The sequence below is a fragment of the Pseudomonas helleri genome (genome assembly GCF_001043025.1).
GTDB lineage: Bacteria > Pseudomonadota > Gammaproteobacteria > Pseudomonadales > Pseudomonadaceae > Aquipseudomonas > Aquipseudomonas helleri.
On the sequence record NZ_JYLD01000014.1, the window covers coordinates 102877 to 126787 of the forward strand.

The 23911-nt window shown below is 56.8% G+C and carries 23 protein-coding genes and 2 pseudogenes; 13 read left to right on the forward strand and 12 right to left on the reverse strand.

The features are described from left to right. Positions 1-50: 50 nt before the first annotated feature. Complete coding sequence (gene rloA2 / locus TU84_RS20470) at positions 51-551, reverse strand: retropepsin-like aspartic peptidase RloA2 (RefSeq protein WP_048372311.1); 501 nt, start codon at positions 549-551, stop codon at positions 51-53. A 247-nt stretch (positions 552-798) separates the two neighbouring features. Between rloA2 and TU84_RS20475 the strand changes: the two genes are divergently transcribed. Then, positions 799-1686 carry an acyltransferase gene (locus TU84_RS20475; RefSeq protein WP_048372313.1) on the forward strand — a complete coding sequence of 296 codons (888 nt, stop codon included), beginning with the start codon at positions 799-801 and terminating at the stop codon, positions 1684-1686. A 3-nt stretch (positions 1687-1689) separates the two neighbouring features. On the opposite strand, the gene TU84_RS20480 is transcribed toward TU84_RS20475, so the two are convergent. Continuing rightward, a complete protein-coding gene (locus tag TU84_RS20480) occupies positions 1690-2265 on the reverse strand; it encodes a DUF2780 domain-containing protein (RefSeq protein ID WP_048372375.1) in 576 nt (191 codons plus the stop codon). A gap of 276 nt (positions 2266-2541) precedes the next feature. Between TU84_RS20480 and TU84_RS20485 the strand changes: the two genes are divergently transcribed. From TU84_RS20485 to TU84_RS25740, 7 genes and pseudogenes are all read left to right on the forward strand, one after another. Then, a complete protein-coding gene (locus tag TU84_RS20485) occupies positions 2542-3060 on the forward strand; it encodes a sigma factor (protein WP_082148775.1) in 519 nt (172 codons plus the stop codon). Beyond that, a pseudogene (locus TU84_RS20490) lies at positions 3057-3365 on the forward strand (anti-sigma factor); the annotation flags it as partial. The gene TU84_RS20485 and the pseudogene TU84_RS20490, both read left to right, overlap by 4 nt. Positions 3366-3688: 323 nt before the next feature. Then, positions 3689-3948: pseudogene (locus TU84_RS20495) on the forward strand (short-chain dehydrogenase). A 91-nt stretch (positions 3949-4039) separates the two neighbouring features. Then, entirely contained in the window at positions 4040-5113 is a 1074-nt protein-coding gene (locus TU84_RS25735; RefSeq protein WP_082148776.1) for an RHS repeat-associated core domain-containing protein, read from the forward strand. Between the two features lie 173 nt (positions 5114-5286). Continuing rightward, complete coding sequence (locus TU84_RS26215) at positions 5287-5442, forward strand: hypothetical protein (RefSeq protein ID WP_162207695.1); 156 nt, start codon at positions 5287-5289, stop codon at positions 5440-5442. A gap of 313 nt (positions 5443-5755) precedes the next feature. After that, entirely contained in the window at positions 5756-6016 is a 261-nt protein-coding gene (locus tag TU84_RS20505; protein WP_048372315.1) for a hypothetical protein, read from the forward strand. A gap of 92 nt (positions 6017-6108) precedes the next feature. Beyond that, positions 6109-7116, forward strand: coding sequence for an RHS repeat-associated core domain-containing protein (locus tag TU84_RS25740; RefSeq protein WP_241486423.1), 1008 nt, complete (start codon positions 6109-6111; stop codon positions 7114-7116). Between the two features lie 117 nt (positions 7117-7233). Here TU84_RS25740 and fdhA read toward each other — a convergent pair whose 3' ends face one another. Next, the gene (gene fdhA, locus TU84_RS20515) at positions 7234-8427 is read right to left on the reverse strand and encodes a formaldehyde dehydrogenase, glutathione-independent (RefSeq protein ID WP_048372319.1); all 1194 of its coding nucleotides are present in this window, start codon (positions 8425-8427) and stop codon (positions 7234-7236) included. A gap of 215 nt (positions 8428-8642) precedes the next feature. Between fdhA and TU84_RS25745 the strand changes: the two genes are divergently transcribed. Together TU84_RS25745 and TU84_RS26790 are read left to right on the forward strand one after the other, a co-directional pair. Beyond that, positions 8643-9674: an RHS repeat-associated core domain-containing protein gene (locus TU84_RS25745; protein ID WP_082148778.1), complete on the forward strand. Its 1032-nt coding sequence runs from the start codon at positions 8643-8645 to the stop codon at positions 9672-9674. 209 nt (positions 9675-9883) lie between these two features. Beyond that, the gene (locus TU84_RS26790) at positions 9884-10615 is read left to right on the forward strand and encodes an RHS repeat-associated core domain-containing protein (protein ID WP_409348749.1); all 732 of its coding nucleotides are present in this window, start codon (positions 9884-9886) and stop codon (positions 10613-10615) included. 7 nt (positions 10616-10622) lie between these two features. Here the strand turns inward: TU84_RS26790 and purU are convergent, their stop codons facing one another. From purU to glyA, 6 genes are all read right to left on the reverse strand, one after another. Next, complete coding sequence (purU, locus tag TU84_RS20530) at positions 10623-11480, reverse strand: formyltetrahydrofolate deformylase (RefSeq protein ID WP_048372323.1); 858 nt, start codon at positions 11478-11480, stop codon at positions 10623-10625. A gap of 142 nt (positions 11481-11622) precedes the next feature. Beyond that, entirely contained in the window at positions 11623-12255 is a 633-nt protein-coding gene (locus TU84_RS20535) for a sarcosine oxidase subunit gamma (protein WP_048372325.1), read from the reverse strand. Positions 12256-12267: 12 nt separating this feature from the next. Continuing rightward, on the reverse strand, positions 12268-15285 hold the full coding sequence (locus TU84_RS20540) for a sarcosine oxidase subunit alpha (protein ID WP_048372326.1): 3018 nt from the start codon (positions 15283-15285) through the stop codon (positions 12268-12270). Continuing rightward, on the reverse strand, positions 15282-15614 hold the full coding sequence (locus tag TU84_RS20545) for a sarcosine oxidase subunit delta (protein WP_048372327.1): 333 nt from the start codon (positions 15612-15614) through the stop codon (positions 15282-15284). The genes TU84_RS20540 and TU84_RS20545 overlap by 4 nt, the downstream gene beginning before the upstream one ends. A gap of 14 nt (positions 15615-15628) precedes the next feature. Then, on the reverse strand, positions 15629-16879 hold the full coding sequence (locus TU84_RS20550; protein WP_048372329.1) for a sarcosine oxidase subunit beta family protein: 1251 nt from the start codon (positions 16877-16879) through the stop codon (positions 15629-15631). A gap of 22 nt (positions 16880-16901) precedes the next feature. Beyond that, on the reverse strand, positions 16902-18155 hold the full coding sequence (glyA, locus tag TU84_RS20555) for a serine hydroxymethyltransferase (RefSeq protein WP_048372332.1): 1254 nt from the start codon (positions 18153-18155) through the stop codon (positions 16902-16904). Between the two features lie 284 nt (positions 18156-18439). Here glyA and TU84_RS20560 point away from each other — a divergent pair, with 284 nt between their 5' ends. The 3 genes from TU84_RS20560 to TU84_RS20570 all read left to right on the forward strand — a co-directional run bounded on the left by TU84_RS20560 (position 18440) and on the right by TU84_RS20570 (position 21936). Then, positions 18440-19483, forward strand: a complete 1044-nt coding sequence (locus TU84_RS20560) for a threonine aldolase family protein (RefSeq protein ID WP_048372333.1) — start codon at positions 18440-18442, stop codon at positions 19481-19483. A gap of 260 nt (positions 19484-19743) precedes the next feature. Further along, positions 19744-20931, forward strand: a complete 1188-nt coding sequence (locus TU84_RS20565; RefSeq protein WP_153391550.1) for an alpha-xenorhabdolysin family binary toxin subunit A — start codon at positions 19744-19746, stop codon at positions 20929-20931. A 15-nt stretch (positions 20932-20946) separates the two neighbouring features. Beyond that, positions 20947-21936: an alpha-xenorhabdolysin family binary toxin subunit B gene (locus TU84_RS20570; protein WP_048372337.1), complete on the forward strand. Its 990-nt coding sequence runs from the start codon at positions 20947-20949 to the stop codon at positions 21934-21936. An 83-nt stretch (positions 21937-22019) separates the two neighbouring features. Here the strand turns inward: TU84_RS20570 and TU84_RS20575 are convergent, their stop codons facing one another. The 3 genes from TU84_RS20575 to gbcB form a co-directional block, all read right to left on the reverse strand. Next, on the reverse strand, positions 22020-22322 hold the full coding sequence (locus TU84_RS20575) for a cell division protein ZapA (RefSeq protein WP_048372339.1): 303 nt from the start codon (positions 22320-22322) through the stop codon (positions 22020-22022). Then, on the reverse strand, positions 22319-22549 hold the full coding sequence (locus TU84_RS20580) for a hypothetical protein (RefSeq protein WP_048372341.1): 231 nt from the start codon (positions 22547-22549) through the stop codon (positions 22319-22321). Before TU84_RS20580 ends, TU84_RS20575 begins: the two co-directional genes overlap by 4 nt. Positions 22550-22761: 212 nt before the next feature. Beyond that, positions 22762-23862 carry a glycine-betaine demethylase subunit GbcB gene (gene gbcB, locus TU84_RS20585; RefSeq protein ID WP_048372343.1) on the reverse strand — a complete coding sequence of 367 codons (1101 nt, stop codon included), beginning with the start codon at positions 23860-23862 and terminating at the stop codon, positions 22762-22764. Positions 23863-23911 lie beyond the last annotated feature (49 nt).

The window sequence follows — 23911 nt, forward strand, 5'->3', positions numbered from 1 at the left end:
TCACAGTACTCCCGCGCGCGCTCATCACACGTGCGGGAGTATCAACCCCGTTAACACCCAGGCTGATCCGCCGTATAGCGTCGCGCCGGGTTCACCGCCGCGCCGAACTCACGCAGCGCTTTGGCCCCGATCAACAGCGGGTAGTTGAAGTTGCTGCGGTCGGTGAGGTTCACCTCTACGGTGCGTTTGACATTGCCCAGGCACATCTCCAGATCCACCACCGGGCGCTTGGCCACGTTGACTTCATCTTTGTCTTCGTCTTCGTCGGCGCGGTTTTTGATTTTGCTGATGCGTGACACTTTGTGCTCATACACCTTGCTGCCCGCGTCCGGGGTGGCCAGTTGGAAACGCACCCACTCTTCACCGTCACGGGTGAAGGTCTGAATGTTTTTGGCCGACAGCGACGCCGTCAAGGCGCCAGTGTCCATCTTGGCCTTCAGCGTCTCACCGATTTCCGGCAGCTTGATGTACTCATAACGCCCGTACAGGGTCGGTTCGGCGGCCATCACCGGCAACGCCAATACAGACAGCAAGGCTAAAACAGACTTCATGGCGGTCATTTCCTTTTAGGGGTGCGGGTTAGACCCTTTATTTACCATTGGTTCATGTGGGAGCGGGCTTGCTCGCGATTCAGGCAACCCGGTCCGCCTGAAGCAACGTGATGATGCTATCGCGAGCAAGCCCGCTCCCACAGAGGAAAATAGCCTATAGCGCTCGAAACATTTGTTAGCACTCTGATTTGGCGTTCTGCAACACGCTGCTTATCATGGCGGGTCCTTAAATGTTCAAGAGTTACTTATGCGCCGCCTGCTCACCGGCTGTTTGGTCACATTGCTGTTGCTGTGCAACACCCTCATTCTGTTCGGCCCGCTCATGCTGTTCGCGCTGCTCAAGCTGATTTCACCGGGCCGGCTGCGCGATTACAACTCGTGGGCCGTGATGTGGATCGCCGAAACCTGGTCCGAGATCGACAAACGCATTTTCGCCCTGTGCCTGCCCACCCGCTGGGACATTCGCGGCGCCGACAACCTCAGCCGCACCACCTCGTACCTGGTGATCAGCAACCACCAATCGTGGGTCGATATCCCGGCGTTGATGCAAGGCTTGAACCGCCGCACGCCGTTCTTCAAGTTCTTCCTTAAAAAAGAACTGATCTGGGTGCCGTTTCTGGGCCTGGCCTGGTGGGCGCTCGACTACCCCTTCATGAAGCGCTATTCCAAAGCCTTTTTGGCCAAACACCCTGAGTTAAAGGGCCAGGACCTCAAGATCACCCAAGCCGCCTGCGAGCTGTTCAAGCGCCAGCCGGTAACGGTCGTCAACTACCTGGAAGGCACCCGCTTTACCCCGGCCAAACGCGCCCAGCAACAATCGCCCTACACCTACCTGCTCAAACCCAAGGCGGGTGGCGTGGCGTTTGTACTGGCGGCAATGGGCCCACAGCTGGACGCCGTGCTCGACGTCACCGTGGTGTATCCACAGGCAAAAATTCCGGGGTTTTGGGCGTTGATCAGTGGGCAAGTGCCCAAAGTGATTGTTGATATCCAGACCCGCGAACTGGATCCGGCCCTGTGCCAGGGTGATTACGAGAACGATCCGGTGTTTCGCGAGCAGATCCAGAGCTGGGTCAACCAGCTCTGGATCAAAAAAGACCAGCGCATCAGCACATTGCGCGCTGAGCGCGGCTAATCCTTAGATGCCCCACAGCGTACCCAGGGTGGTCAGCAGCGGGCTGGCAACCCCCTGCTGGCCCAGGTACTGAGTGATCACAGGGGCGAATTCCTGGACCATGCTGCTTTTCATGCCCAGCGCCTGGAACGCGCTGTTCAATTGCGATTGGTTGGTCACGTTGCTGACCGCCACTTTGGCATCATTGCTCACCGGGTTGATCTGGCCCACCAGGGCCTGAAGCTGCGGGTTTTTCGCGCTGAACTGACTCAGTTGAGTCAGGGCACCGGCGCCGGTGACCTTGTTAATGCCCGGCACTTGCTGGGTCAGAGCTGCGTAATCATTGGCTGTCAGCTGGTTTTTTGCCAGGCTCAACATCGCCCCCACGCCACCCGCCGCTTGCTCTGGCTTGACGCCCATCTGCTGGGCTTTGGTCAGCAGTTGCAAGGCCTGCACCGACTTGTCAGAGCTGGCGCTGTTGCCGCCTTGTACCTGGCCCAAGAGCTGGGTTGCCGCGCCCAGGTCAAACCCTGCTGCAAACACCGGGGTTACCGCTACGCTCATCAATGTTGCCAGTGCTACTGCGCTCAACTTTTTCATCGCATCGACCTCTTCAACCAAAAAGCTGCCCGCCAAGGAGCAGCAAAACTAATACTCAGACTCAACACCGCTGCGGATGTTCCCTACAGCCAGCATTCAGCAAACAGGGCGCAATCTTAATTCAAAACAGGAACGACGCGGGCATCGCTCTACAGCGGGCCGGCACTTATCAAGACAGGATGATAAAACCGCCAAAAATCAAGTCGGCACATCAGAAAAAAATGATCGGCCAATGCATGGAACAGCCACGAATTTTGGACTAATCTTTCCACGTGAATGGCACATTGCCATCCCCTGATATATGGGATAACGGTCATCTTAATCTCCGACGCCGAGTACCTCAAAAAGCTGTTGGCCCAATGTGCATTGGGCAACCGCCGAGCCTTTGAAACGTTGTATCGTAGCGTCGCCCCGCGTCTGCAAAACGTGGCTTTGCAGTGCATCAGCCAGCGTGATCTGGCCGAAGAAGTGGTGCAAGAAAGCTTCGTGCGCATCTGGCAAAACGCCGCGCAATACGACCCCCATTTATCAGCCCCTGTGGCCTGGATGATCGCCATCACCCACGACCAGGCCATCGAGCAATTGCGCATGCACCGCGAGCTGCCCGAGGGCGCCCTGCAACAGCCGCCTTGCCTTGAGCAACTCGATGGCATGCAGCGTCAAACCATTACCACTGCCTATTTTCAGGGCCGCAGCGCCAAAGAGTTAGCCGAGCAATTGGCCGCGCCACTGGGTTCGGTCAAAGTCTGGCTGCGCCGGGGCATGGAACGGCTGCGTGGAGGCCTTGAAGCATGAATTATCAAACCCCCACCCTGCGCCGTGCCCTGGCAGGCGATTACGCCATCGGGTTGATGCCGCCTGCCGCCAGCAAACGCTTTGAACAACTGCTGGTCGATGACGCCGGGTTGCGCGAAGAACTCGCCGCCTGGCAAACCAGCCTCGCCCGCCTGACCGACTCCGTGGGCCAGGACCCGGTGCCCGACCGTGTGTGGCAAGCGATTGTGGCGCGCATTGAACCTCAAGTGGCGGCCAAGCGACCGTTGTTGAGCGGGCTGAACCTTGTCGCTATCGCCTGTGTGGTGGCGGCGGCAGTGGTTGTGCTGGCTGTCTTTTAACCCTCAAAAGATCGCGAGCAAGCTCGCTCCTACAAGGTTTTAGGTTTGCACGGGTTGGAGTCGGGGGCTTATAGTCCGCCGGTCGTCCCAATGGCGGCCGGGTTTGGCGACCCGATCAATGAGTGCGGAACGTCTGTTTTTTTGCAGGATGATCCGTACCCGCAGAGTTGCTCTATGGCAGCTGTGCGCGGGAGATCTTCGGGTCTGCCGGGTGTCTCGTTGCCGGTTCGCCAACCCGCGTGCAGTTGCCACCTATTTGTTTGGCGACAGGTAGGCGGCAGTCTCATTTACTTCAACGAGACTAAGCCATGAATCAATACATCCCGCTGACCGCAATAGACTGCCTCATCCCCAGCTTGCTGATTGACCGCCAAAGCCCGCCTGACGTGCTGCATGCCAATGCGGCGGCGCGCATTCTGGCCGTGCCCAACTGTTCGAAAGCATCAACCGTTTAGACCTGAGCGCTGCCGATGGCGTAGACCTCAAACACCTCACCCAGCCTTGCGCCATTTTGCTGCGCGACGGCTGTGACCTGCTCGACGTACTGGGCCAGCGCTTGCAGGTCTAAACGCTCACGACCTAGCAGTTCTGCTAGCTATACAGCGTGAAACTCCAGGGAGAAGCTCAACCTTCGTCCGCGCTTTTCCCGGGAGTTCAGCATGAGCAAACAGCGCAAAATCGTCGCCAGCACCTACCTGTACGATCCATTGGACCGGCTGGCCGCCAGCAACAGCATTCAACGTTTTTACAACGACACCCGCATCGCCACTGAGATCGAGGGCGAACGTAAAAGCCGGTTTTTTGAGACCGACTCCCACCCCCTCGCGTTGCAGCAGCATGGCAGCCTGCCCGGCACCACCTTATTGGCGACCGATCAGCAAACCTCTGTGCTCAATGGCGTTAGCCCTGAGGGCGCCCTGCACGCGCAGGCTTACTCGCCCTTTGGCCATCACCCCATCGGCACCTCACTCAATGGCGCAGGGTTTAACGGCGAACGACCAGAGCCTGTGACCGGGCATTATTTATTGGGCCAAGGGTATCGGGCGTTTAATCCGGTATTGATGCGCTTTAATAGCCCGGACAGTTGGAGCCCGTTTGGGGAGGGGGGGATTAACGCGTATGCGTATTGTACTGGCGACCCTGTCAATCAGGTCGATCCTTCAGGCCATTACACGTCTGCTCTGCTTAACTTTTTTTCGCGTATCTACATAAGGACCGTGTCAAAATTTAAAGGCAGCGCAGTTAAAAAAGCTAAAAACGTTACACGACTTTCTGAAGGAATTGTCACGTTCGAAGACACCTATCATAAACAAAGAAGACTTAACTTTATTGGCCACGGCGACAACTCCACCCAAAACACCCGGATGTTTTTCAATGATCATCAGGCTATTGATGCCTCATCCCTTCACACCCTTGCGGTAAATAACGGCTATTCAATGGACGATTATTCCAGCCTACGTACAATCATGTGCTTCTCTGGAAACGGCAATGCTAATTCATTCGCAGCACACCTGTCAGCCGAAGCGGGCCGCCCTGTAAAATCGTACATAGGCACTGTCACAGCAGTCGACCCAGATAAAATATTGCCCCCACTAAAAAATGGCCAAACTTCTAAATATGACACCATCTTTTCAATTGATAAAAATCGAGGCCTGTCAAAATATCTACCCTCTTTTCTAAACACTGAATATAACCCCGTCACCTATGGCTCTAAAATAAGAAATACGGCTTAGCCATTAATGCATTAACGCCTTACCTCACTAGCATTGCAACAACAGGGCAGCCTGCAACAGCCGCCTTGCCTTGAGCAACTGGATGGCATGCAGCGCCAAAGAATTAGCCGAGCAATTGGTCGCGCCACTGGGTTCGGTCAAAGTCTGGCTGCGCCGGGGCATGGAACGGCTGCGTGGGCCAGGACCCGGTGCCCGATCGTGTGTGGCAAGCGATTGTGGCGCGCATTGAACCTCAAGTGGCGGCCAAGCGACCGTTGTTGAGCGGGCTGAACCTTGTCGCTATCGCCTGTGTGGTGGCGGCGGCAGTGGTTGTGCTGGCTGTCTTTTAACCCTCAAAAGATCGCGAGCAAGCTCGCTCCTACAAGGTTTTAGGTTTGCACGGGTTGGAGTCGGGGGCTTATAGTCCGCCGGTCGTCCCAATGGCGACCGGGTTTGGCGACCTGTAAACCACCATGCGAAAAATCCTGTTTTTTTTTGCAGGCTTTTTTGCACCCGCAAGGCTGTGTTATGGCAGCTGTGCGCGGGAGACCTTCGGGTCTGCCGGGTGGTGTGTTTCCGGTTCGCCAACCTGCGTGCAGCTGCCACCTATTCGTTTGGCGACGAATAGGTGGCAGCGATATTCAACACACCAGAGTGCACTTTATGAACCAATACATCCCGCTGACCGCAATAGACTGCCTGATCCCCAGCTTGCTGATTGACCGCCAAAGCCCGCCTGACGTGCTGCATGCCAATGCGGCGGCGCGCATTCTGGCCGTGACCCAACTGTTCGAAAGCCTCAACCGTTTAGACCTGAGCGCCGCCGACGGCGTAGACCTCAAATACCTCACCCAGCCTTGCGCCATTTTGCTGCGCGACGGCTGTGACCTGCTCGACGTACTGGGCCAGCGCTTGCAGGTCTAAACGCTTACGACCTAGCAGTTCTGCTAGCTATACAGCCCATGACTCCAGGGGGGAAGCTAACCCTTCGTCCGCGCTTTTCCCGGGAGTTCACCATGAGCAAACAGCGCAAAACCGTCGCCAGCACCTACCTCTACGATCCATTGGACCGGCTGGCAGCCAGCAACAGCATTCAACGTTTTTACAACGACACCCGCATCGCCACTGAGGTTGAGGGCGAACGTAAAAGCCGGTTTTTTGAGACCGACTCCCAACCCCTCGCATTGCAGCAGCATGGCAGCTTGCCCGGCACCACCTTATTGGCGACCGATCAGCAAACCTCTGTACTCAATGGCGTTAGCCCTGAGGGTACCCTGCACGCGCAGGCTTACTCGCCCTTTGGCCATCACCCCATTGGCACCTCACTCAATGGCGCAGGGTTTAACGGCGAACGACCAGAACCGCTGACGGGGCATTATTTATTGGGCCAGGGGTATCGGTCGTTTAATCCGGTATTGATGCGTTTTAACAGCCCTGACAGTTGGAGCCCGTTTGGGGAGGGAGGGATTAATGCTTATGCGTATTGCGATAATGACCCGTTGAACAAGGTTGACCCGACAGGTCATTTCCCCAATATATGGAAGGGTTTAAAAAACATATTTACTTCACGTGTATCTTCTAAAAAAAAACTTGTTACAAAAGTGAGTGCTGACGTACTTAAAAAATATACTCCCGCGACTGAGACTATATCGACTACCCACGGACTCCAAGTCGCCAGCGACATTGCCCCGCCACCTTATTCAGCCGGAAATTTTAGAACACGAAACATTACAAGTACAGAATACTTATCTCCACCACCCTACCGAAAAACCGCTCCTGCTTACGACAATACAGGTATAACAATAGCGCCTATAACAACACCGGGCAAAGCCAAAAAAAACCGACCTCCCAGCTACTGGGAAAGCCAGAATATACACCGCCCGAAAAATAGCAACGCAACACCTGTTCAAACAATTGCACATCAATCAAATGATTCATTTGAACCAATACAGAGACTCTCTCCAGACACTATAAGGAGAAACAGAGATTTTCTTCGTAGACATGTAATAAGCGGTAGACGTTGAAGTAAGCTCTGCCCATCGCCCCCCATTAATGCACCTTTAATAAAATCGCTAAAACTTAGCTTGTTCGAGAAAGCACTTATCTGAACAGGTAAGTGCTTCCTCACAGCAAATTAAGGATCAGCTAAACAACGTATGCGGATCAATCACAAACTTCTTCGGCACGCCCGCATCAAACTCGCCATACCCACGCGGTGCGTCATTGAGGCTGATGACCTCAACACCCACAATGTCGGCAATCTTGATGCGGTCCCACATGATCGCCTGCATCAGTTGGCGGTTGTATTTCATGACCGGGGTTTGCCCGGTGTGGAAGGTGTGGGATTTAGCCCAGCCCAGACCAAAGCGGATGCTCAGGCTGCCCATTTTGGCGGCCGCATCGACAGCGCCCGGGTCTTCGGTGACGTACAAGCCCGGAATGCCGATTTTGCCCGCCACCCGCACCACGCCCATCAGTGAGTTAAGCACCGTGGCCGGGGCTTCGTGCTTGACGCCGTCATGGCCGTGGCCACGGGCTTCAAAGCCCACGGCATCGACCGCGCAGTCGACTTCCGGCTCGCCCAGCAACTCGGCAATTTGCTCATGCAGCGGGGTGTCCTTGGACAGGTCGGCAATCTCAAAGCCCTGCGCCTTGGCATGCGCCAGACGGATCGGGTTGACGTCACCGACAATCACCACCGCCGCGCCCAGCAAGCGCGCTGACGCCGCCGCGGCCAGGCCCACCGGGCCAGCACCGGCAATGTACACCGTGCTGCCGGGGCCAACGCCCGCCGTGACCGCGCCGTGGTAGCCGGTGGGCAGGATGTCGGAGAGGCAGGTCAGGTCGCGGATTTTCTCCATGGCGGCGTCGCGGTTTGGCAGTTTAAGCAGGTTGAAATCGGCATACGGCACCAATACATATTCCGCCTGGCCGCCGACCCAATCGCCCATGTCCACATAGCCATACGCACCGCCGGGACGGGCCGGGTTGACGGTCAGGCACACGCCGGTGTTTTGCTCTTTGCAACTGCGGCAACGCCCGCACGCCACGTTGAACGGCACCGACACCAGATCGCCGACTTTCAAATGCTCAACGTCACGCCCGGCTTCGATCACCTCGCCGGTGATCTCGTGGCCCAGCACCAGCCCCACTTGCGCCGTGGTGCGACCGCGCACCATATGCTGGTCAGACCCACAAATATTGGTCGACACCACCCGCAGGATCACCCCGTGATGGATCGGCTTGCCTTGAGGGTTTTGCATCTTGGGAAAAGGAATGTTCTGCACTTCAACCTGGCCATTGCCCAGGTACACCACACCGCGATTGTCAGCCATCGTATTCACCCTTGTTGTTGGAGGTGAAGCAGTTTTAACGTGTCGCTTGCAGCTTAGAGCTTGCTGCTGCCGTCAAAGCACCACTGTGCGACATCGGCATAGGCAAATACGTCGTACACGACCTCGTTACCTAACAGATCTGCTAGCTAGGCAAAACGTACCGGCACTTTGATACTGACTCATGCTTCCCATTAGTGAGCCTTCATGAGGTCAGCATGAGCACACGATTCAACCCCAACACCAGCGTCTACCAATACGACCCCTTGGATCGCCTGGCCGACAGCAACGGCCTTCAACGTTTTTACAACAACACCCGCATCGCCACTGAAATTGAAGGCACTCTGCAAAGCCGTTTTTTTGAAACGCACTCACACCCCTTGGCAGTGCAACAACAGGGTGCTGCTCGTGGCACCACCTTGCTGGCAACCGATCAGCATGCCTCGGTGCTCAATGGCGTCAGCCCAGAGGGGCATCAGCAGACGAGGGCTTACTTGCCATTTGGTTATCACGCCATTGGCACCGCGCTCACAGGTTGGGGGTTTAACGGCGAACGACCAGAGCCAATAACAGGGCATTATTTATTGGGCCAAGGTTACCGGGCGTTTAATCCGGTATTAATGCGCTTTAATAGCCCGGACAGTTGGAGCCCCTTTGGAAAAGGAGGCATAAACATGTATGCCTACTGCACTGATCCAATTAACAACTCAGACCCGTCGGGGCATTGGATAAAGCGCTTTCTTCGCAGCATAAACGTCATGGCGCCTCCTGAAATAAAAACAAACCGTTTGATCGCCATTCAAAATAAACAAACCCAACAGTACGCGCCTCTCGTAAGGCATTACAAAACCGATGCCCAAGACGCTGACCTGACGTTTAAACGTCTTAGTGAGCGCACCCTGATCGAACAGCGTGCTCGTTTGAATAGAAACAACAAAGCTATTTCAAGAGAAATGCACAAGGCTCAGCAAGGGTTGATATCAACGGGTAGGGAAACATCAGCGTCCACTCCCAATGACTTGGGTATTAAATTATTCAATGTGTCACCGGTTGGCAGCTTAGGGCCTGATGACAGCCAGGATTTTAGAGCCCTGCTACAGGGCATTAGGCACGTTCAAAGCCTGCACCAAATCAGACACCGCATTATTTCTATTCGATTGGCGAATGAAGGCCGGGGGGTTAATTTACCGGATGCACAACTACCCTACTGGGACCGTTACTTCGGCACAGATCCTAGAAGGGGGTCTTAAACATGAAACCTTGCGTTGCAGCGCTATCAATGGTCTATCACTACGACCCACTGGACAGACTGTCCGGGGTCGATGGGCGGCGTCGCTTTTATAATCGTCAACGGATCGCCACCGAGCTAGAAGGGCCGGCTCACCGCTGTTTTTTTGAGTCACCGAGTCAACCATTGGCCCAGTTCAAGCGGGGTGATGACACGCCCTCGACACTGCTGATGACTGACCAGCATTCTTGCGTTCTGTTGAGCCTCAATACCGACGGGCTACAGTCCTATCCCTACTCCGCGTACGGGCATCGGCCCATACCGATGAATCAACAGAGTGTGCTGGGATTTAATGGCGAACGAGTCGACACCATCACCGGGCACTATTTACTGGGCCTGGGGTATCGGGCATTCAATCCGGTATTGATGCGCTTCAACAGCCCGGACAGTTGGAGCCCGTTTGGCAAAGGTGGCACTAATGCGTACGCCTATTGCAAAGGGGACCCGATCAATCATGTTGATCCTGATGGGCATCTCACACTTAGGCCGTTAAAGATCCACGTCATCACCCTTGATGTGGTTCGAAGAAGGAGGCCGAGGGCGATCAATGCGCCAATTGCGCTGTTTAACCAACGGCCAGTGCCACCCGCGCCGCTAACACCGCATCCAGGCACACCAGGGGTCAATCATGATCCATGGGGGCGAGGATTACCGACACAACCGGCTCCCGTTCCTGCCCCCGAATCAAGCGTTCTGGCCAGTCGCAGCCGTTCGAGATCTGCGTCGCCGCCCGTCTTCATTCCACCTGCGCCGCCCGCTCCGAGCAGCCGCCCCCAATCAAAGTCATCGTCGCCGCCTCCCGACTTTATTCCACCTCCCCCGCCCGATTTTGTGCGGACATCACGAGCGCCAAACTCCGCTGCGACTGCCAGCACCACGATCAGTACTATTCGCGAAACATAGGCTGGAGCTACAACACCACCGTCCTCCCCCCATTCAAAAAAACGCGCCGTTCAATGTGATACCCAACACCCCGCGCCAGGGTCTGGGCTTCGATGTCGCGGCCCTTGGCGATCAAGTCTTCGGGGTAGTGACTGTGGTCAACCACCTCCACGCCCTGGGCGATGATCGGGCCTTCGTCCAGGTCGTTATTGATGTAGTGCGCGGTGGCGCCCACCAGTTTCACGCCTTTCTCGTAGGCCTGGTGATACGGCTTGGCGCCTTTAAAACCGGGGAGCAAGGAGTGGTGAATGTTGATGGCCTTGCCGTCGAGTTTGCGGCACAGCTCGGGTGACAGTACTTGCATGTAGCGGGCAAGAATCACCAGTTCGGCGCCGGTGTCTTCGATCACTTGCCACACGCGGGCCTCTTGCGCGGGCTTGTTGGCCGGGTTGAGGGCGAAGTGGTGATAAGGGATGCCATGCCATTGCGCCAGCGGCTCAAGGTCAGGGTGGTTGGACACCACTGCCACCACGTCCATCGACAGTTGGCCGATGCGTTGGCGATACAGCAAGTCGTTCAGGCAGTGGTCCGCCTTGGAGACCATGATCAGCACTTTGGGCCGGTAGTGCGGCGGGGTCAGCTCAAAGGTCATGCCGAAGGCCTTGCCCCGCTCAGCCAGCCCTGCGCGAAAGGCGTTCTCGTCAAAACCGTCGGGCTGACGGAATTCAACGCGAATAAAAAAACGCCCCGAACGCTGATCATCAAAGGAATGGTGCTCGGTGACGTAGCAGCGGTGTTCAAACAGATAGCGGGTCACGGCGTCGACGGTGCCCAGCAGACTGGGGCAATCGGCCGTGAGGATCCAGGTGTCAGGGGCGCGGCTCATGGTGCAATTCCTTGTTATATGAGAGTTAACACCCCCCTGTGGGAGCGGGCTTGCTCGCGATTCAAGCGACGCGGTGTATTTGATTCACCGCGCTGATGCCATCGCGAGCAAGCCCGCTCCCACAGGAGACTTGCAGTGGACATCAGGCCTCAACATTCAGCCCATATTCCGCCGCCGCATCCTGCAGCCACAGCCACCAGTAATCCGAGAAACTGCGGCGGATCAACAGCTCCCAAGTGTCTTCAGCCGTGTGCCGGATCACCAGCTGCGACTTGGCAAACACGGTGCCCACCGCCTTGCCCACCGGGAAGTTGTCGGGGTGCACGTCGTAGCTCGTCGACTTCATCAGCACGTTGCGCACATTCGGCCCGCTCAGTTCCAGCAGCTGCTGCCCGCCACTGACGTTGACCACCGAAATATGCAGCCCCGCCAACGCGGCGCGCAGGGCCTGTTCCACGGCGTATTCCTGACCGCCGGGGACGATGAGCAGCCATTCATCCGGGCCCATCCATTGCAGCGAGCTGTCGCCCTTGGCCACCAGGCTCAAGGCCACCGGCAACTCCAGGCCCAGTGCCTTGTGCACGCCTTCGGCAAAGGCCGGGTCTTTGGCGTCGCCGCGCAGGGTCAGGTGGCCCAGCAGTTTTTTCTCGCGCACGGTCACGCCAGGGTTTTTACGGCCCTTGCCGATCAATTTGGCCAGGTGAGCGTGATGCAGCGATGACTCGGCTTTGGCGCCCGAGTCCGGGCGTTGTTGGTATACGTTTGCGGTCGTCATGAGATCACCCACTCAAATATTCTGCCGGTCGCCTTTCGGGTCGAAGAACACCGAAGACACAATTTCAGCCTCAATCACGCTGCCATCTGCCTGGGGTGAGAACACCCGCTCGCCGAGGCGCTTGAGGCCACCCTTGACCACGCCCATGGCAAACGAATACCCCAGCGAGTTATGCGCATAGCTGGAGGTCACATGGCCAACCATGGTCATCGGGATGGTCTGTTTAGGGTCGAACACCAGTTGCGCGCCTTCCGGCAGCCATTTATTCGGGTCGACCGGCTTGAGGCCCACCAGTTGTTTGCGCTGGTCACGCACACAGTCTTCGCGGTTCATGCCGCGCCAGCCGATCCACGAGAACGGTTTGGTGCGGCCCACACACCAGCCCATGTTGAGGTCGTCCGGGGTCATGGAGCCGTCGGTGTCCTGGCCAACGATGATGAAACCCTTCTCGGCGCGCAGCACGTGCATGGTCTCGGTGCCGTATGGTGTCAGATTGTACTGCTTGCCCGCCTCGGCGATTTTTTCCAGCACGCCCATGGCGTAGTCAGCCTGGATGTTGACCTCGTACGACAGCTCGCCGGTAAACGAAATACGGAACACCCGCGCCGGCACGCCCGCCACCAGGCCTTCTTTCCAGGTCATGAACGGGAACGCATCGCGGTCCAGATCAATGTCGGTCACTTCGCTCAGCAGCTTGCGGCTGTTGGGGCCGCTCAAGGTCAGCGTTGCGTAGTGGTCGGTGACCGAGGTGAAGTACACCTTGAGTTCCGGCCATTCCGTCTGTTGATAGATTTCCAGCCATTGCAGCACGCGGGCCGCACCGCCGGTGGTGGTGGTCATGACGAAATGGTTGTCGGCCAGACACGCCGTCACACCGTCGTCGAAGACCATGCCGTCTTCTTTGCACATCAGCCCGTAACGCGCCTTGCCCACATCCAGCTTGGTCCAGGCGTTGGTGTAAATGCGGTTTAAAAACTCCCGCGCATCAGGGCCTTGAATGTCGATTTTGCCCAGGGTCGAGGCGTCCAGAATACCGACGCTGTCACGTACCGCCTGGCACTCGCGTTTAACCGCTGCGTGCAGGTCTTCGCCATGACGCGGGAAGTACCACGGGCGTTTCCATTGGCCGACGTCTTCAAACTCGGCGCCCTGTTTCACGTGCCAGGCCTGCAACGCGGTGTAACGCACCGGCTCAAAGATGTGCCCGCAATGACGACCCGCCACCGCGCCGAACGTCACCGGCGTGTAGTTGGGGCGGAACATAGTGGTGCCCATCTGCGGGATGGTCACGTTCAACGAACGCGCAGCAATCGCCAGACCGTTAACGTTGCCCAGCTTGCCCTGGTCAGTACCAAAGCCCAGCGCGGTGTAGCGTTTAACATGCTCGACCGACTCAAAGCCTTCGCGGGTGGCCAGCTCAATCGCGGCCGCCGTCACGTCGTTTTGCAGGTCGACAAATTGTTTGGGGGCCCGCGCCGTGGCTTTTTCGTGGGGCACCTGAAACAGCGCCACGGTGGCTTCCTGCACTTGGTTCAAGGCTTTGGGCAACACGCCCTCGACCGCTTTAAACCCGGCTTCGCTGGCTGCGCGCACGCCGCCTTCAAAACCATCGGCCAGGCTGTCACCCAACCCGTACACGCCATTGATGCCGCCGACGCACACGCGCTTTTGCGGCGCTTCGCCCGGTACAAAACCCAGAATGTCTTCGCGCCAGATCGGCTTGCCGCCCAAGTGCGAGGCCAGGTGCACCACCGGGCTGTAACCGCCCGAGGTCGCCACCAGGTCACACACCAGCCATTCGCCGGGGCTGGTAACGCTGTTGGTTTTAAGGTCAATGGCCGCCACGCGGGCGCCGGTCACGCGCTTGCTGCCACGGGCTTCGATCACCGCACTGCCGGTCAAAATCCGAATGCCTTTAGCCCGCGCCTCTTCAACCAGTGCGCCTCGCGGATTGCTCCGTGCATCGGCCACCGCCACCACCTGTTGGCCGGCATCAAGCCAGTCCAGCGCGACGCGGTAGGCGTAATCGTTGTTGGTGCTCAGCAGCAGTTTTTTACCCGGCGCCACGCCGTAGCGGCGCACGTAGGTCGACACCGCACCGGCCAGCATGTTGCCCGGCACGTCGTTGTTGCCGTACACCAGCGGGCGTTCGCAGGCGCCGGTGGCCAGCACCACGCGCTTGGCCCGGACCCGGTGCAAACGTTGGCGCACTTGGCCAATCGGCGCACGGTCGCCCAGGTGGTCAGTGAGGCGCTCGTGAATGGTCAGAAAGTTGTGGTCGTGATAACCGTTGACCGTCGCCCGCGGCAGCAACAGCACGCCCGGCAGGCTCTTGAGTTCAGCGATCACTTTAGCGACCCACTCCATGGCCGGTTTGCCGTCCAGGCTTTCGCGGCTGTCCAGCAGGCTGCCGCCAAACTCTTCCTGCTCATCGGCGACAATCACCCGTGCACCGCTACGCGCAGCCGCCAGGGCAGCAGCTAATCCGGCAGGCCCGGCGCCGACAATCAGCACGTCGCAATGGTGGTTCATGTTGTCGTAGGTATCGGGGTCATTCTGCGTAGGCGAACGGCCCAAGCCTGCCGCCTTGCGGATGTACTTCTCGTAAGTCATCCAGAACGACTGCGGGTACATAAAGGTTTTGTAGTAAAAACCCGGCGGCATCAGCTTGCCGCCGACCTTGCCCAAAATGCCCATCATGTCGGTGTTGACGTTGGGCCAGCCGTTGGTGCTGGTGGCCACCAACCCTTGATACAGCGCCTGTTGCGTGGCGCGCACGTTGGGGATTTGCGTGGCTTCGGTGGCGCCGATTTGCAGCACTGCGTTGGGCTCTTCGGCACCAGCGGCATAAATGCCCCGAGGCCGGGAGTACTTGAAACTGCGACCGATGATGTCGACACCATTGGCCAGCAACGCGGCCGCCAGGCTGTCGCCTTCATAGCCTTTGTACTGTTGGCCGTTGAAGGTAAAGGTCAGCACTTTGCTGCGATCAACACGGCCGCCGTTAGGCAAGCGATGGGTCTGGCTCATACCTTTTCTCCCAGCTCGCGGGTGGCTGCAGGCGCAACCGGCGCGGCCTGTTCGGTGAACTGCGGTTTGCTACCAATCAGGTAGGTTTCCAAAATTTCGTAGGTCACGGTGTTGCGCGTGGCGTTAAAGAACTGGCGGCAACCGGCGACGTGGTTCCACAGTTCGTGGTGCAGGCCGCGTGGGTTATCGCGAAAGAACATGTAGTCGCCCCACTCTTTGTCGGTGCAGGCGTTAGGGTCGAGCGGGCGCGGAATATGCGCCTGGCCGCTGGCGTGAAACTCTTCTTCGGAGCGCAACTCGCCACAATGAGGACAGAAGATATGCAACATGGGTGTTTCTCCTGTTAGTGGGCGACAGCGGCTGCGCCGTGCTCATCGATTAGGGCGCCGTTGTAAAAACGGTCAATGGAAAACGGCGCCGCCAGCGGGTGCATTTCGCCTTTGGCCAAACTGGCGGCAAACACGTTGCCCGAGCCCGGCGTGGCTTTAAAACCGCCCGTGCCCCAGCCGCAGTTGAAGAACAGATTCGGGACCGGGGTTTTCGAAATGATTGGGCAGGCGTCCGGCGTAGTGTCGACGATGCCGCCCCATTGGCGGTTCATGCGCACGCGCGACAGCACCGGGAACATCTCCACAATCGCTTGAATGGTGTGTTCGATCACCGGGTACGAGCCGCGCTGGCCGTAGCCGACCCATCCGTCGATACCGGCACCGATCACCAGGTCGCCCTTGTCGGACTGGCTGATGTAGCCGTGTACGGCGTTGGACATAATCACGCTGTCGATAATCGGCTTGATCGGCTCCGACACCAGCGCTTGCAGCGGGTGCGATTCGATCGGCAAACGGAACCCGGCCTGGCGCGCCATGTGCCCGGAGTTACCGGCCGTGACCACGCCCACGCGCTTGGCGCCGATAAAGCCCTTGCTGGTTTCAACACCGATGCACACGCCGTTCTCTTTGCGAAAGCCGAGCACTTCGGTCTGCTGGATCAAGTCCACGCCCAGGGCGTCGGCGGCCCGGGCAAAGCCCCAGGCCACAGCGTCATGCCGGGCCACGCCGCCGCGCCGTTGCACGGTGGCGCCGATGATCGGGTAGCGGGTGTTTTTTGAGCAATCGAGGTACGGAATCTCGTCCGCCACTTGCTTGCCGTTAAGCAGTTCGCCGTCCACGCCATTGAGGCGGTTGGCGCTGACCCGGCGTTCCGAGTCGCGCATGTCTTGCAGGGTGTGGCACAGGTTGTAAACGCCGCGCTGCGAGAACATGACGTTGTAGTTGAGGTCCTGGGACAAGCCTTCCCACAACTTCATGGCGTGTTCGTACAGGTGCGCCGACTCGTCCCACAAATAGTTGGAACGCACGATGGTGGTGTTGCGCGCCGTGTTGCCGCCGCCCAACCAGCCTTTTTCGACCACGGCCACGTTGGTGATGCCGTGCTCTTTGGCCAGGTAATACGCGGTGGCCAGACCATGCCCGCCGCCGCCGACGATGACCACGTCATAGACCTTTTTGGGGGTCGGCGTGCGCCACATTTTTTGCCAGTTTTCGTGGTGGCTGAACGAGTGCTTAAGAAGGCCGAAACCTGAGTACCGTTGCATAGGGCTTACTCCAAAAACGCGCTCAGCGATAAACTGGGAAGTCTTTGCACAGCGACGTCACCTGACGCGCCACATCGGCCTCGATATCGGGGTCACCGAGGTGATCGAGGATGTCGCAAATCCAGCCCGCCAACTCCGTGCACTGCGCCACCTTGAAACCACGGGACGTCACCGCCGGGGTGCCGATGCGCAGGCCCGAGGTCACGAACGGCGATTGCGGGTCGTTCGGCACGGCGTTTTTGTTGACGGTGATGTGCGCACGGCCCAAGGCGGCGTCGGCGTCTTTGCCGGTCAGGCCCTGACGGATCAGGCTGACCAAAAACAGGTGGTTGTCGGTGCCGCCCGAGACCACGTCGTAGCCGCGTTTGATAAACACCTCGGCCATGGCCTGGGCGTTGTCGATCACCTGTTGCTGATAGGTTTTGAAGCCCGGCTCCAGTGCTTCTTTAAAGCACACGGCCTTGGCGGCAATCACATGCATCAACGGGCCGCCTTGACCGCCGGGGAACACCGCCGAGTTGAATTTCTTTTCCAGCGCTTCGTTGCTCTTGGCCAAAATCAGCCCGCCACGTGGCCCGCGCAGGGTTTTGTGGGTGGTGGTGGTTACCACATCGGCGTACGGCAGCGGGTTCGGGTACAAGCCCGCTGCAACCAGCCCGGCCACGTGGGCCATGTCGACAAAAAAGTACGCACCGACCTTGTCAGCGATTTCGCGAAAGCGTGCGAAATCTAGCGTTTTGGAGTAGGCCGAGAACCCTGCAATGATCATCTTTGGCTGATGTTCGACCGCTAAACGTTCCACTTCGTCGTAGTCAATCAGCCCGGTGGCCGTGTCGATGCCGTACTGCACGGCGTTGTACAACTTGCCCGAAAAGCTCACGCTGGCGCCGTGGGTCAAATGGCCGCCATGGGCCAGGCTCATGCCCAGCACGGTGTCACCGGCATTGAGCAACGCCAGGTACACCGCAGCGTTAGCCTGGCTGCCCGAGTGCGGCTGCACGTTGGCGTAATCGGCGCCGAACAGTTGCTTGGCGCGGTCGATGGCCAACTGCTCGACTTTATCCACATGTTCGCAACCGCCGTAATAGCGCTTGCCGGGGTAGCCTTCGGCGTACTTGTTGGTCAGGCCGCTGCCCTGCGCTTGCATGACCCGCTGGCTGGTGTAGTTCTCGGAGGCAATCAGCTCGATGTGATCTTCCTGACGCTGCTCCTCAGCGTTGATCGCCGCCATCAAGGCATCGTCGTAACCCTGAATCTGATCCTGTTTGCTGAACATTGCGTTCTCCCAGCGCCAGCGCGCCATTCGTCTCGGTGAGGCTTATGCCCTTTGAGCCAGATGGTAGAGCCGGTACAGGCCGATCAAATGCCTGCGCGCGCCACGCAATGGCGCGTTTACGACATCACGCAAACGCAGAGTCTGCAGGAGCGAGCTTGCCTCGCGATCTTTTGATCGTTTAAAAGCTCGCGAGGCAAGCTCGCTCCTACAGGATGTGTGTGTGTCTGTGCACCCGCCGCGTTCTTGGATAAAGTGCAGCACACCCTTCGACACGGAACCGGGAAATGACTGATAAGAGCCAACAATTCGCCAGCGACAACTACTCCGGTATCTGCCCCGAAGTCTGGTCTGCCATGGAAAAAGCCAACCACGGCCATCAACGTTCTTACGGCGATGACGAGTGGACCCTGCGTGCGGCCAACGACTTCCGCACCTTGTTTGAAACCGACTGCGAAGTGTTCTTCGCCTTCAACGGCACGGCGGCCAACTCGCTGGCGTTGTCGTCGTTGTGCCAGAGCTTCCACAGCGTGATCTGCTCCGAAACCGCCCACGTCGAGACCGACGAATGCGGCGCCCCGGAGTTTTTTTCCAACGGCTCCAAACTGCTGCTGGCCCGCACAGAAAACGGCAAGATCACCCCGGAGTCGATCCGCGAGATCGCCCTCAAGCGCAAAGACATTCACTACCCAAAACCGCGCGTGGTGACCATCACCCAGGCCACTGAAGTGGGCACGGTGTACACCCCTGAAGAAATCCGCGCCATCAGCGCCACCTGTAAAGAGCTGGGCCTGCTGCTGCACATGGACGGCGCGCGCTTCTCCAACGCCTGTGCATTTTTGGGCTGCTCGCCGGCCGACCTGAGCTGGAAAGCCGGGGTAGACGTGCTGTGCTTTGGCGGTACGAAAAACGGCATGGCGGTGGGCGAAGCGATTTTGTTCTTCAACCACGACCTGGCGGTGGACTTTGACTACCGCTGCAAACAGGCCGGGCAACTGGCGTCGAAAATGCGCTTTTTGTCAGCACCGTGGGTGGGCTTGCTGGAAAACCAGGCCTGGCTCAAACACTCCCGCCACGCTAACCATTGCGCGCAATTGCTCAGCCAACTGGTCAGCGATATTCCAGGCGTTGAACTGATGTTCCCGGTGCAGGCCAACGGCGTGTTTTTGCAACTGTCGGAGCCAGCGGTGGCCGCATTGACCGCCAAGGGCTGGCGCTTCTACACCTTCATTGGCAAAGGCGGCGCCCGCTTCATGTGCTCGTGGGACACCGAAGAAGCACGGGTGCGGGAATTGGCGGCGGATATTCGAGAAGTAATGATGGCTCACTAAACATCACGCGACGTCCTGTTTTAAACCACTAAGGGAGCTACTTATGCTCCCTTTTTTTTCTGTCAATTATTTCAATTAATCTAACTTGCACCCATAAAACCTACATCTTCAACGCCTGAACAATAGTAAAACAAGTCAGTATTCTTACCTCTACAAACGACTTCCACTTATGGCTAATACACTCAAATAGCGTTTGACTAAGGCCATGCAAACCCCTGCTTGAGGGTCATCACCTAACTGACTGATAAAAGGTTAACACCATGAAACAAATGACACCCGATAGTGAATATATAAACCGCGAGCGTATTAATAAAACAGCCATTAATGAACCCCCACCCTTCTTCGAAGCCCTCAACAGTCCGGAGGCGCGATTATTCTTAACAGCCGAAGACATGAAGCTCATTAAAGAGTATGTTCACACCGCTAAAAAACTGCCTAAAACCCTGCCAGACATACATGAAAAACTTGGCAAACTTGAAACAGCCGAATTTAGCACCCTTGAGCTGTTAACCATTCATGAGAGCATTCACCGGCACGCGCTGCTCTGGCCCGATATAGAGACAGGATTATTTGCCTCGGGTGAGCGCCTGAAAGTGTTTTCATATAACCTGACCACCTTCATGACCCGCCTGTCTGACACCATTTCCCAAATGCCTATTGTTGAAAAGATTGAAAAGTTTGAGAGCACCTCAATCGAACATTTGCCGCCCATTCCCTTTGACCCCGTAGACGAAAAAGTCCATAAGACTCTCGGCAGTACATTTGACGACCTTAAAATAAGCATCGCAAAGGCATCCAGTGAGACCGACAACCTGCACAAAGAGATCACCTCGTTTAATAATAAACTTGCGCAACACTTGATTCCTCTTGTCGAACGCAGCATCAATACATTGAGTAAAGTGTCCAGCGCCGATCACGCCAATCGGTTAATGTTGCGCTTGAACGAAGCACGGGAAACACACAAACAAAAAAATAACGAAAAGACCAAACTCTTGGCGTTCGACATTAGCAAGATCGGACTGTCCGCTGCCAACCCACTTAGCCTCTTAATAAACTTTCTTAATGGCCCCGCTTTGTTAAGCCCTGAGCTGATAGACGTCATACACCACGTGGGGAAACTGAACCGGGAGATCACCCAACTCGAAAGCGAGCTCCTCGCCACCGAAGGTATTCCAAAGCTGGTTACGGAACACAGCCTGTCTCTGCGTACGTTGGAGACCGCCATGGGTGGCGCGGCAGAAGCCACCGAAAAGCTAAAAAAAGTATGGGCAACCATCATTGCCCATATCGAAACCTCAGCGACTGACTTCAAGCTGATTAAAACCGGTCAGGCATTAATCTCTTTTCAAGCCAATATCGATCGCACCATCGCGCCCTGGAAAGAAGTCAACCTGACCGTTAGCGCATTGCTGGATGTTTTATACACCGCCAATCAATCAAACCCTTAAGCAAGGATGTTTACTGTGACTGACTTCCCCTTAATCAATATTGCGCTTATCAAGAACAATAAAAAAAACATCAATGCCTTGGCAGGCCGTCTGGAACTTTCATTTAACAGCGCTCTGGGCTCAAAGGTCCAGCGCCTGGATAAAGCGATTAACGCAGCCCACGAGACACTGCTCACTCACACAGTGAAAATAGCCGTACGGTTAACCGACAAAAATTACATCCGTTTACGGCCAATGATCCTAGAGATAGAAAACAGCCCGTCACTGGGCGACGAACAAAAAAAACAATCGATCGCAGCACTGGAATACGATTACCTGACCAGCCAAAAAGAATCGCACCGTGTCATCGCCCAATTGCTCCTGGCCATGGAGAACACACAAAATGACCTCGATGATATCAAACTGTCTGAGCTGGACTTGCGCGTACCGCACTCGATGACCGAGGACATTAACACCAAGCTTGAAAATAACAAGTTACGCCAACAACAGCTGAACGTTGACTTGCAAACCCTGAGCACTGCCATTCATTTAATTGACGACAAAAATATTGCCGATTACCTGGCGGACTGGATCCCCAGCGAAGAAACCATTAACGCTGTCAGTTTTTCAGCGTCAAAAGTCGAAATCCTCAAACAAGCACTCATTCTGCTGAAAAAGTACTTGAGCTATATTTCCGAGCATTTGAACTATCTAAAAATGATCGAAGCCCGAAACGTATTAAGGCTTGAGATCCAGAAATGCCGAGACCATGAATCCGTACTGATCGAGTTACAAAAAAAACACGCCGCCGTCACCCAGGCGCTGAATGAGGCCGAAACCTTAAACGTTTTAAAAAACGATTACCACACGCAAGCGACAAACGTTACCCGTCGGATAGAGCACTATATGGGCAAGGTTAACTTTGACGGCCCGTTATCATCCGACAACGTCGACGCTATTAAAGATGAAATGCAGCAACTCGAAGCGTTCTTGAAACCGCTCACGTCGATCAGGCTACCCAAATAAGCAAGGCCTGCTCAGGTTAATAGCGGACAAGGCAGCGTGTGCTGGTGCTACCTGCCTTGCCCGCCTCTGTGATGCGCGCCGACTCAGACTTGCCCGAGGGTTCGCTCAATCACATCGACCGTGGCGCTGACTTGCTCTTGATAACGGTCGAGTTCCTGTTTGTGGCTCAGTTGCAATTCAATCTGTTGTGAGCACAGATTCAATGCGGCCAAAACCAGCAATTTGTCCCCGATCAAGCTCGGGTACTTTCTTTTCGTTTCGGCCAGGGCAGCTTTCAACATGACCGTGGCGGCCAGCAGCGTTTGTTTCTCGCCTTCCGGTGCCTTGATCGTGTAGTCGTTCCCCAAAATCGAGACGACATTTACACCGTCTCTGTCCGCGCTCATGCGTTGACAGGGCTCACGCTCGCGCGCTCAACCAGGGCTTGAATGCGTGCAGCGGTAGCGCCTTGCTTCTCTTCGGCTTCCATCAGCGACAGTTGCAGGCTTTCGTTTTCATCTTTGGCCTGGGCCAGTTCAGCGTTCAGCTGAGTGTTGGCGTCCAGCAGTTCTTGTTTTTGCTGAACCAGGTCACTGACCAGTTGTTCCAGTTTGCTAAGGGATGACTCGATCATGGTGGTGTTCTCAAGCAGTTTTCAGAGGGCGCGTACGATAAAGAAAAGTCAGCCGCTAAGCTAGCGAAGACCTGCCTTTACGCGCCCTAAAGACTGCGGTTTGCAACCTTTGTTCCCGAGAACTCTGTAGGAGCTGCCGAAGGCTGCGATCTTTTGATCTTAAAAGATCGCAGCCATCGTGCCTCGGCAGCTCCTACGCCGGCAGGCCAATTTCAGAATTCGATGCGCACATCGCCTTTGGGCACGCTGCAGCACGACAAGATGTAGCCTTCTGCCACGTCATCGTCGGTGATGCCGCCGTTGTGTTCCATCTCTACTTCACCGCCCAATTTGAGCACTTTGCAGGTGCCGCAAATGCCCATGCCGCAGGCTTTGGGGATCATCAGGCCAAGCTTGGCTGCGGCTGCGTGCACGGTTTCAGCCGGGCCCACGCGAATGCTCTTGCCCGACGCGGTGAATTCCACCTGGTTGAGGTCGGCCACGTCCAGCTCCGGCGCATCGGCCGCTTGCTCGGCTTGTTCGATGGCGTCTGCCCGCACCTCGGGTGGCGTCGCACCAAACGATTCTTCGTGGTAACGGCTCATGTCAAAACCGTTGCTTTCCAGCAGGCGTTTCACCGCATTCATGTACGGCGTAGGCCCGCAGCAGAATACTTCGCGCTCCATAAAGTCGGGCGCCATCAGGTCGAGCATTTTGTGGTTCAAGTAACCGCGATACCCCGCCCACGGTTCACCCAGGCCATGCTTCTCGCAGATCAGGTGCAGGCTGAAGTTGTCGATGCGCGACGCCATGTGTTCCAGCTCGCGGTGGTAAATGATGTCTTTGGGCGAACGGGCGCTGTGGATAAACACCATGTCGACATTGGCGTTGGTGTCGTAGAACCAGCGCGCCATCGACATCACCGGGGTGATGCCCACGCCGCCGCTCAGGTACAGGACCTTCGGGCTGGGCGCGTCGATGGCGTTAAACAGTCCGACCGGGCCATGCACCGCCAGCTCCTGGCCTTCTTGCAGGGTGTCGTGCAGCCAGTTAGACACACGCCCGCCCGGCACGCGCTTGATCGTCACCGAAAAACTGTACGGCACCGACGGTGAGCTAGAGATGGTGTACGAACGCATCACCGGATCGCCGTCGATCTCCAGTTCCAGGGTCACGAACTGCCCCGGCTTGAAAAAGAACAAAATCGGCTGGTCCGCCATAAAGCAGAACGTGCGCACATCCCAGGTTTCCTGAATCACTTTGACGCAACGCACGATGTGCCGGCCATTGGCCCAGGTTTGAGTGGTAACCGGATTCAGAAAGCTGTTGGACATACGCTTCTCCACGGCCGACTGTCGGCCTCTTGCTGGCGATTTTGCGCAT

What these genes read in the sequence shown, in the direction of transcription:
- TU84_RS25740 (WP_241486423.1), top strand. Translation starts at nt 6,109, where the DNA reads ATGAGCAAACAGCGCAAAACCGTCGCCAGCACCTACCTCTACGATCCA.
- fdhA (WP_048372319.1), bottom strand. Translation starts at nt 8,427, where the DNA reads ATGGCTGACAATCGCGGTGTGGTGTACCTGGGCAATGGCCAGGTTGAA.
- TU84_RS20565 (WP_153391550.1), top strand. Translation starts at nt 19,744, where the DNA reads ATGAAACAAATGACACCCGATAGTGAATATATAAACCGCGAGCGTATT.
- TU84_RS20575 (WP_048372339.1), bottom strand. Translation starts at nt 22,322, where the DNA reads ATGAGCGCGGACAGAGACGGTGTAAATGTCGTCTCGATTTTGGGGAAC.
- glyA (WP_048372332.1), bottom strand. Translation starts at nt 18,155, where the DNA reads ATGTTCAGCAAACAGGATCAGATTCAGGGTTACGACGATGCCTTGATG.
- TU84_RS20485 (WP_082148775.1), top strand. Translation starts at nt 2,542, where the DNA reads ATGGCACATTGCCATCCCCTGATATATGGGATAACGGTCATCTTAATC.
- TU84_RS20475 (WP_048372313.1), top strand. Translation starts at nt 799, where the DNA reads ATGCGCCGCCTGCTCACCGGCTGTTTGGTCACATTGCTGTTGCTGTGC.
- rloA2 (WP_048372311.1), bottom strand. Translation starts at nt 551, where the DNA reads ATGAAGTCTGTTTTAGCCTTGCTGTCTGTATTGGCGTTGCCGGTGATG.
- TU84_RS25745 (WP_082148778.1), top strand. Translation starts at nt 8,643, where the DNA reads ATGAGCACACGATTCAACCCCAACACCAGCGTCTACCAATACGACCCC.
- TU84_RS20505 (WP_048372315.1), top strand. Translation starts at nt 5,756, where the DNA reads ATGAACCAATACATCCCGCTGACCGCAATAGACTGCCTGATCCCCAGC.
- TU84_RS26790 (WP_409348749.1), top strand. Translation starts at nt 9,884, where the DNA reads ATGACTGACCAGCATTCTTGCGTTCTGTTGAGCCTCAATACCGACGGG.
- TU84_RS20480 (WP_048372375.1), bottom strand. Translation starts at nt 2,265, where the DNA reads ATGAAAAAGTTGAGCGCAGTAGCACTGGCAACATTGATGAGCGTAGCG.
- TU84_RS20560 (WP_048372333.1), top strand. Translation starts at nt 18,440, where the DNA reads ATGACTGATAAGAGCCAACAATTCGCCAGCGACAACTACTCCGGTATC.
- TU84_RS20545 (WP_048372327.1), bottom strand. Translation starts at nt 15,614, where the DNA reads ATGTTGCATATCTTCTGTCCTCATTGTGGCGAGTTGCGCTCCGAAGAA.
- TU84_RS20580 (WP_048372341.1), bottom strand. Translation starts at nt 22,549, where the DNA reads ATGATCGAGTCATCCCTTAGCAAACTGGAACAACTGGTCAGTGACCTG.
- TU84_RS20540 (WP_048372326.1), bottom strand. Translation starts at nt 15,285, where the DNA reads ATGAGCCAGACCCATCGCTTGCCTAACGGCGGCCGTGTTGATCGCAGC.
- TU84_RS25735 (WP_082148776.1), top strand. Translation starts at nt 4,040, where the DNA reads ATGAGCAAACAGCGCAAAATCGTCGCCAGCACCTACCTGTACGATCCA.
- gbcB (WP_048372343.1), bottom strand. Translation starts at nt 23,862, where the DNA reads ATGTCCAACAGCTTTCTGAATCCGGTTACCACTCAAACCTGGGCCAAT.
- TU84_RS20550 (WP_048372329.1), bottom strand. Translation starts at nt 16,879, where the DNA reads ATGCAACGGTACTCAGGTTTCGGCCTTCTTAAGCACTCGTTCAGCCAC.
- TU84_RS20535 (WP_048372325.1), bottom strand. Translation starts at nt 12,255, where the DNA reads ATGACGACCGCAAACGTATACCAACAACGCCCGGACTCGGGCGCCAAA.
- purU (WP_048372323.1), bottom strand. Translation starts at nt 11,480, where the DNA reads ATGAGCCGCGCCCCTGACACCTGGATCCTCACGGCCGATTGCCCCAGT.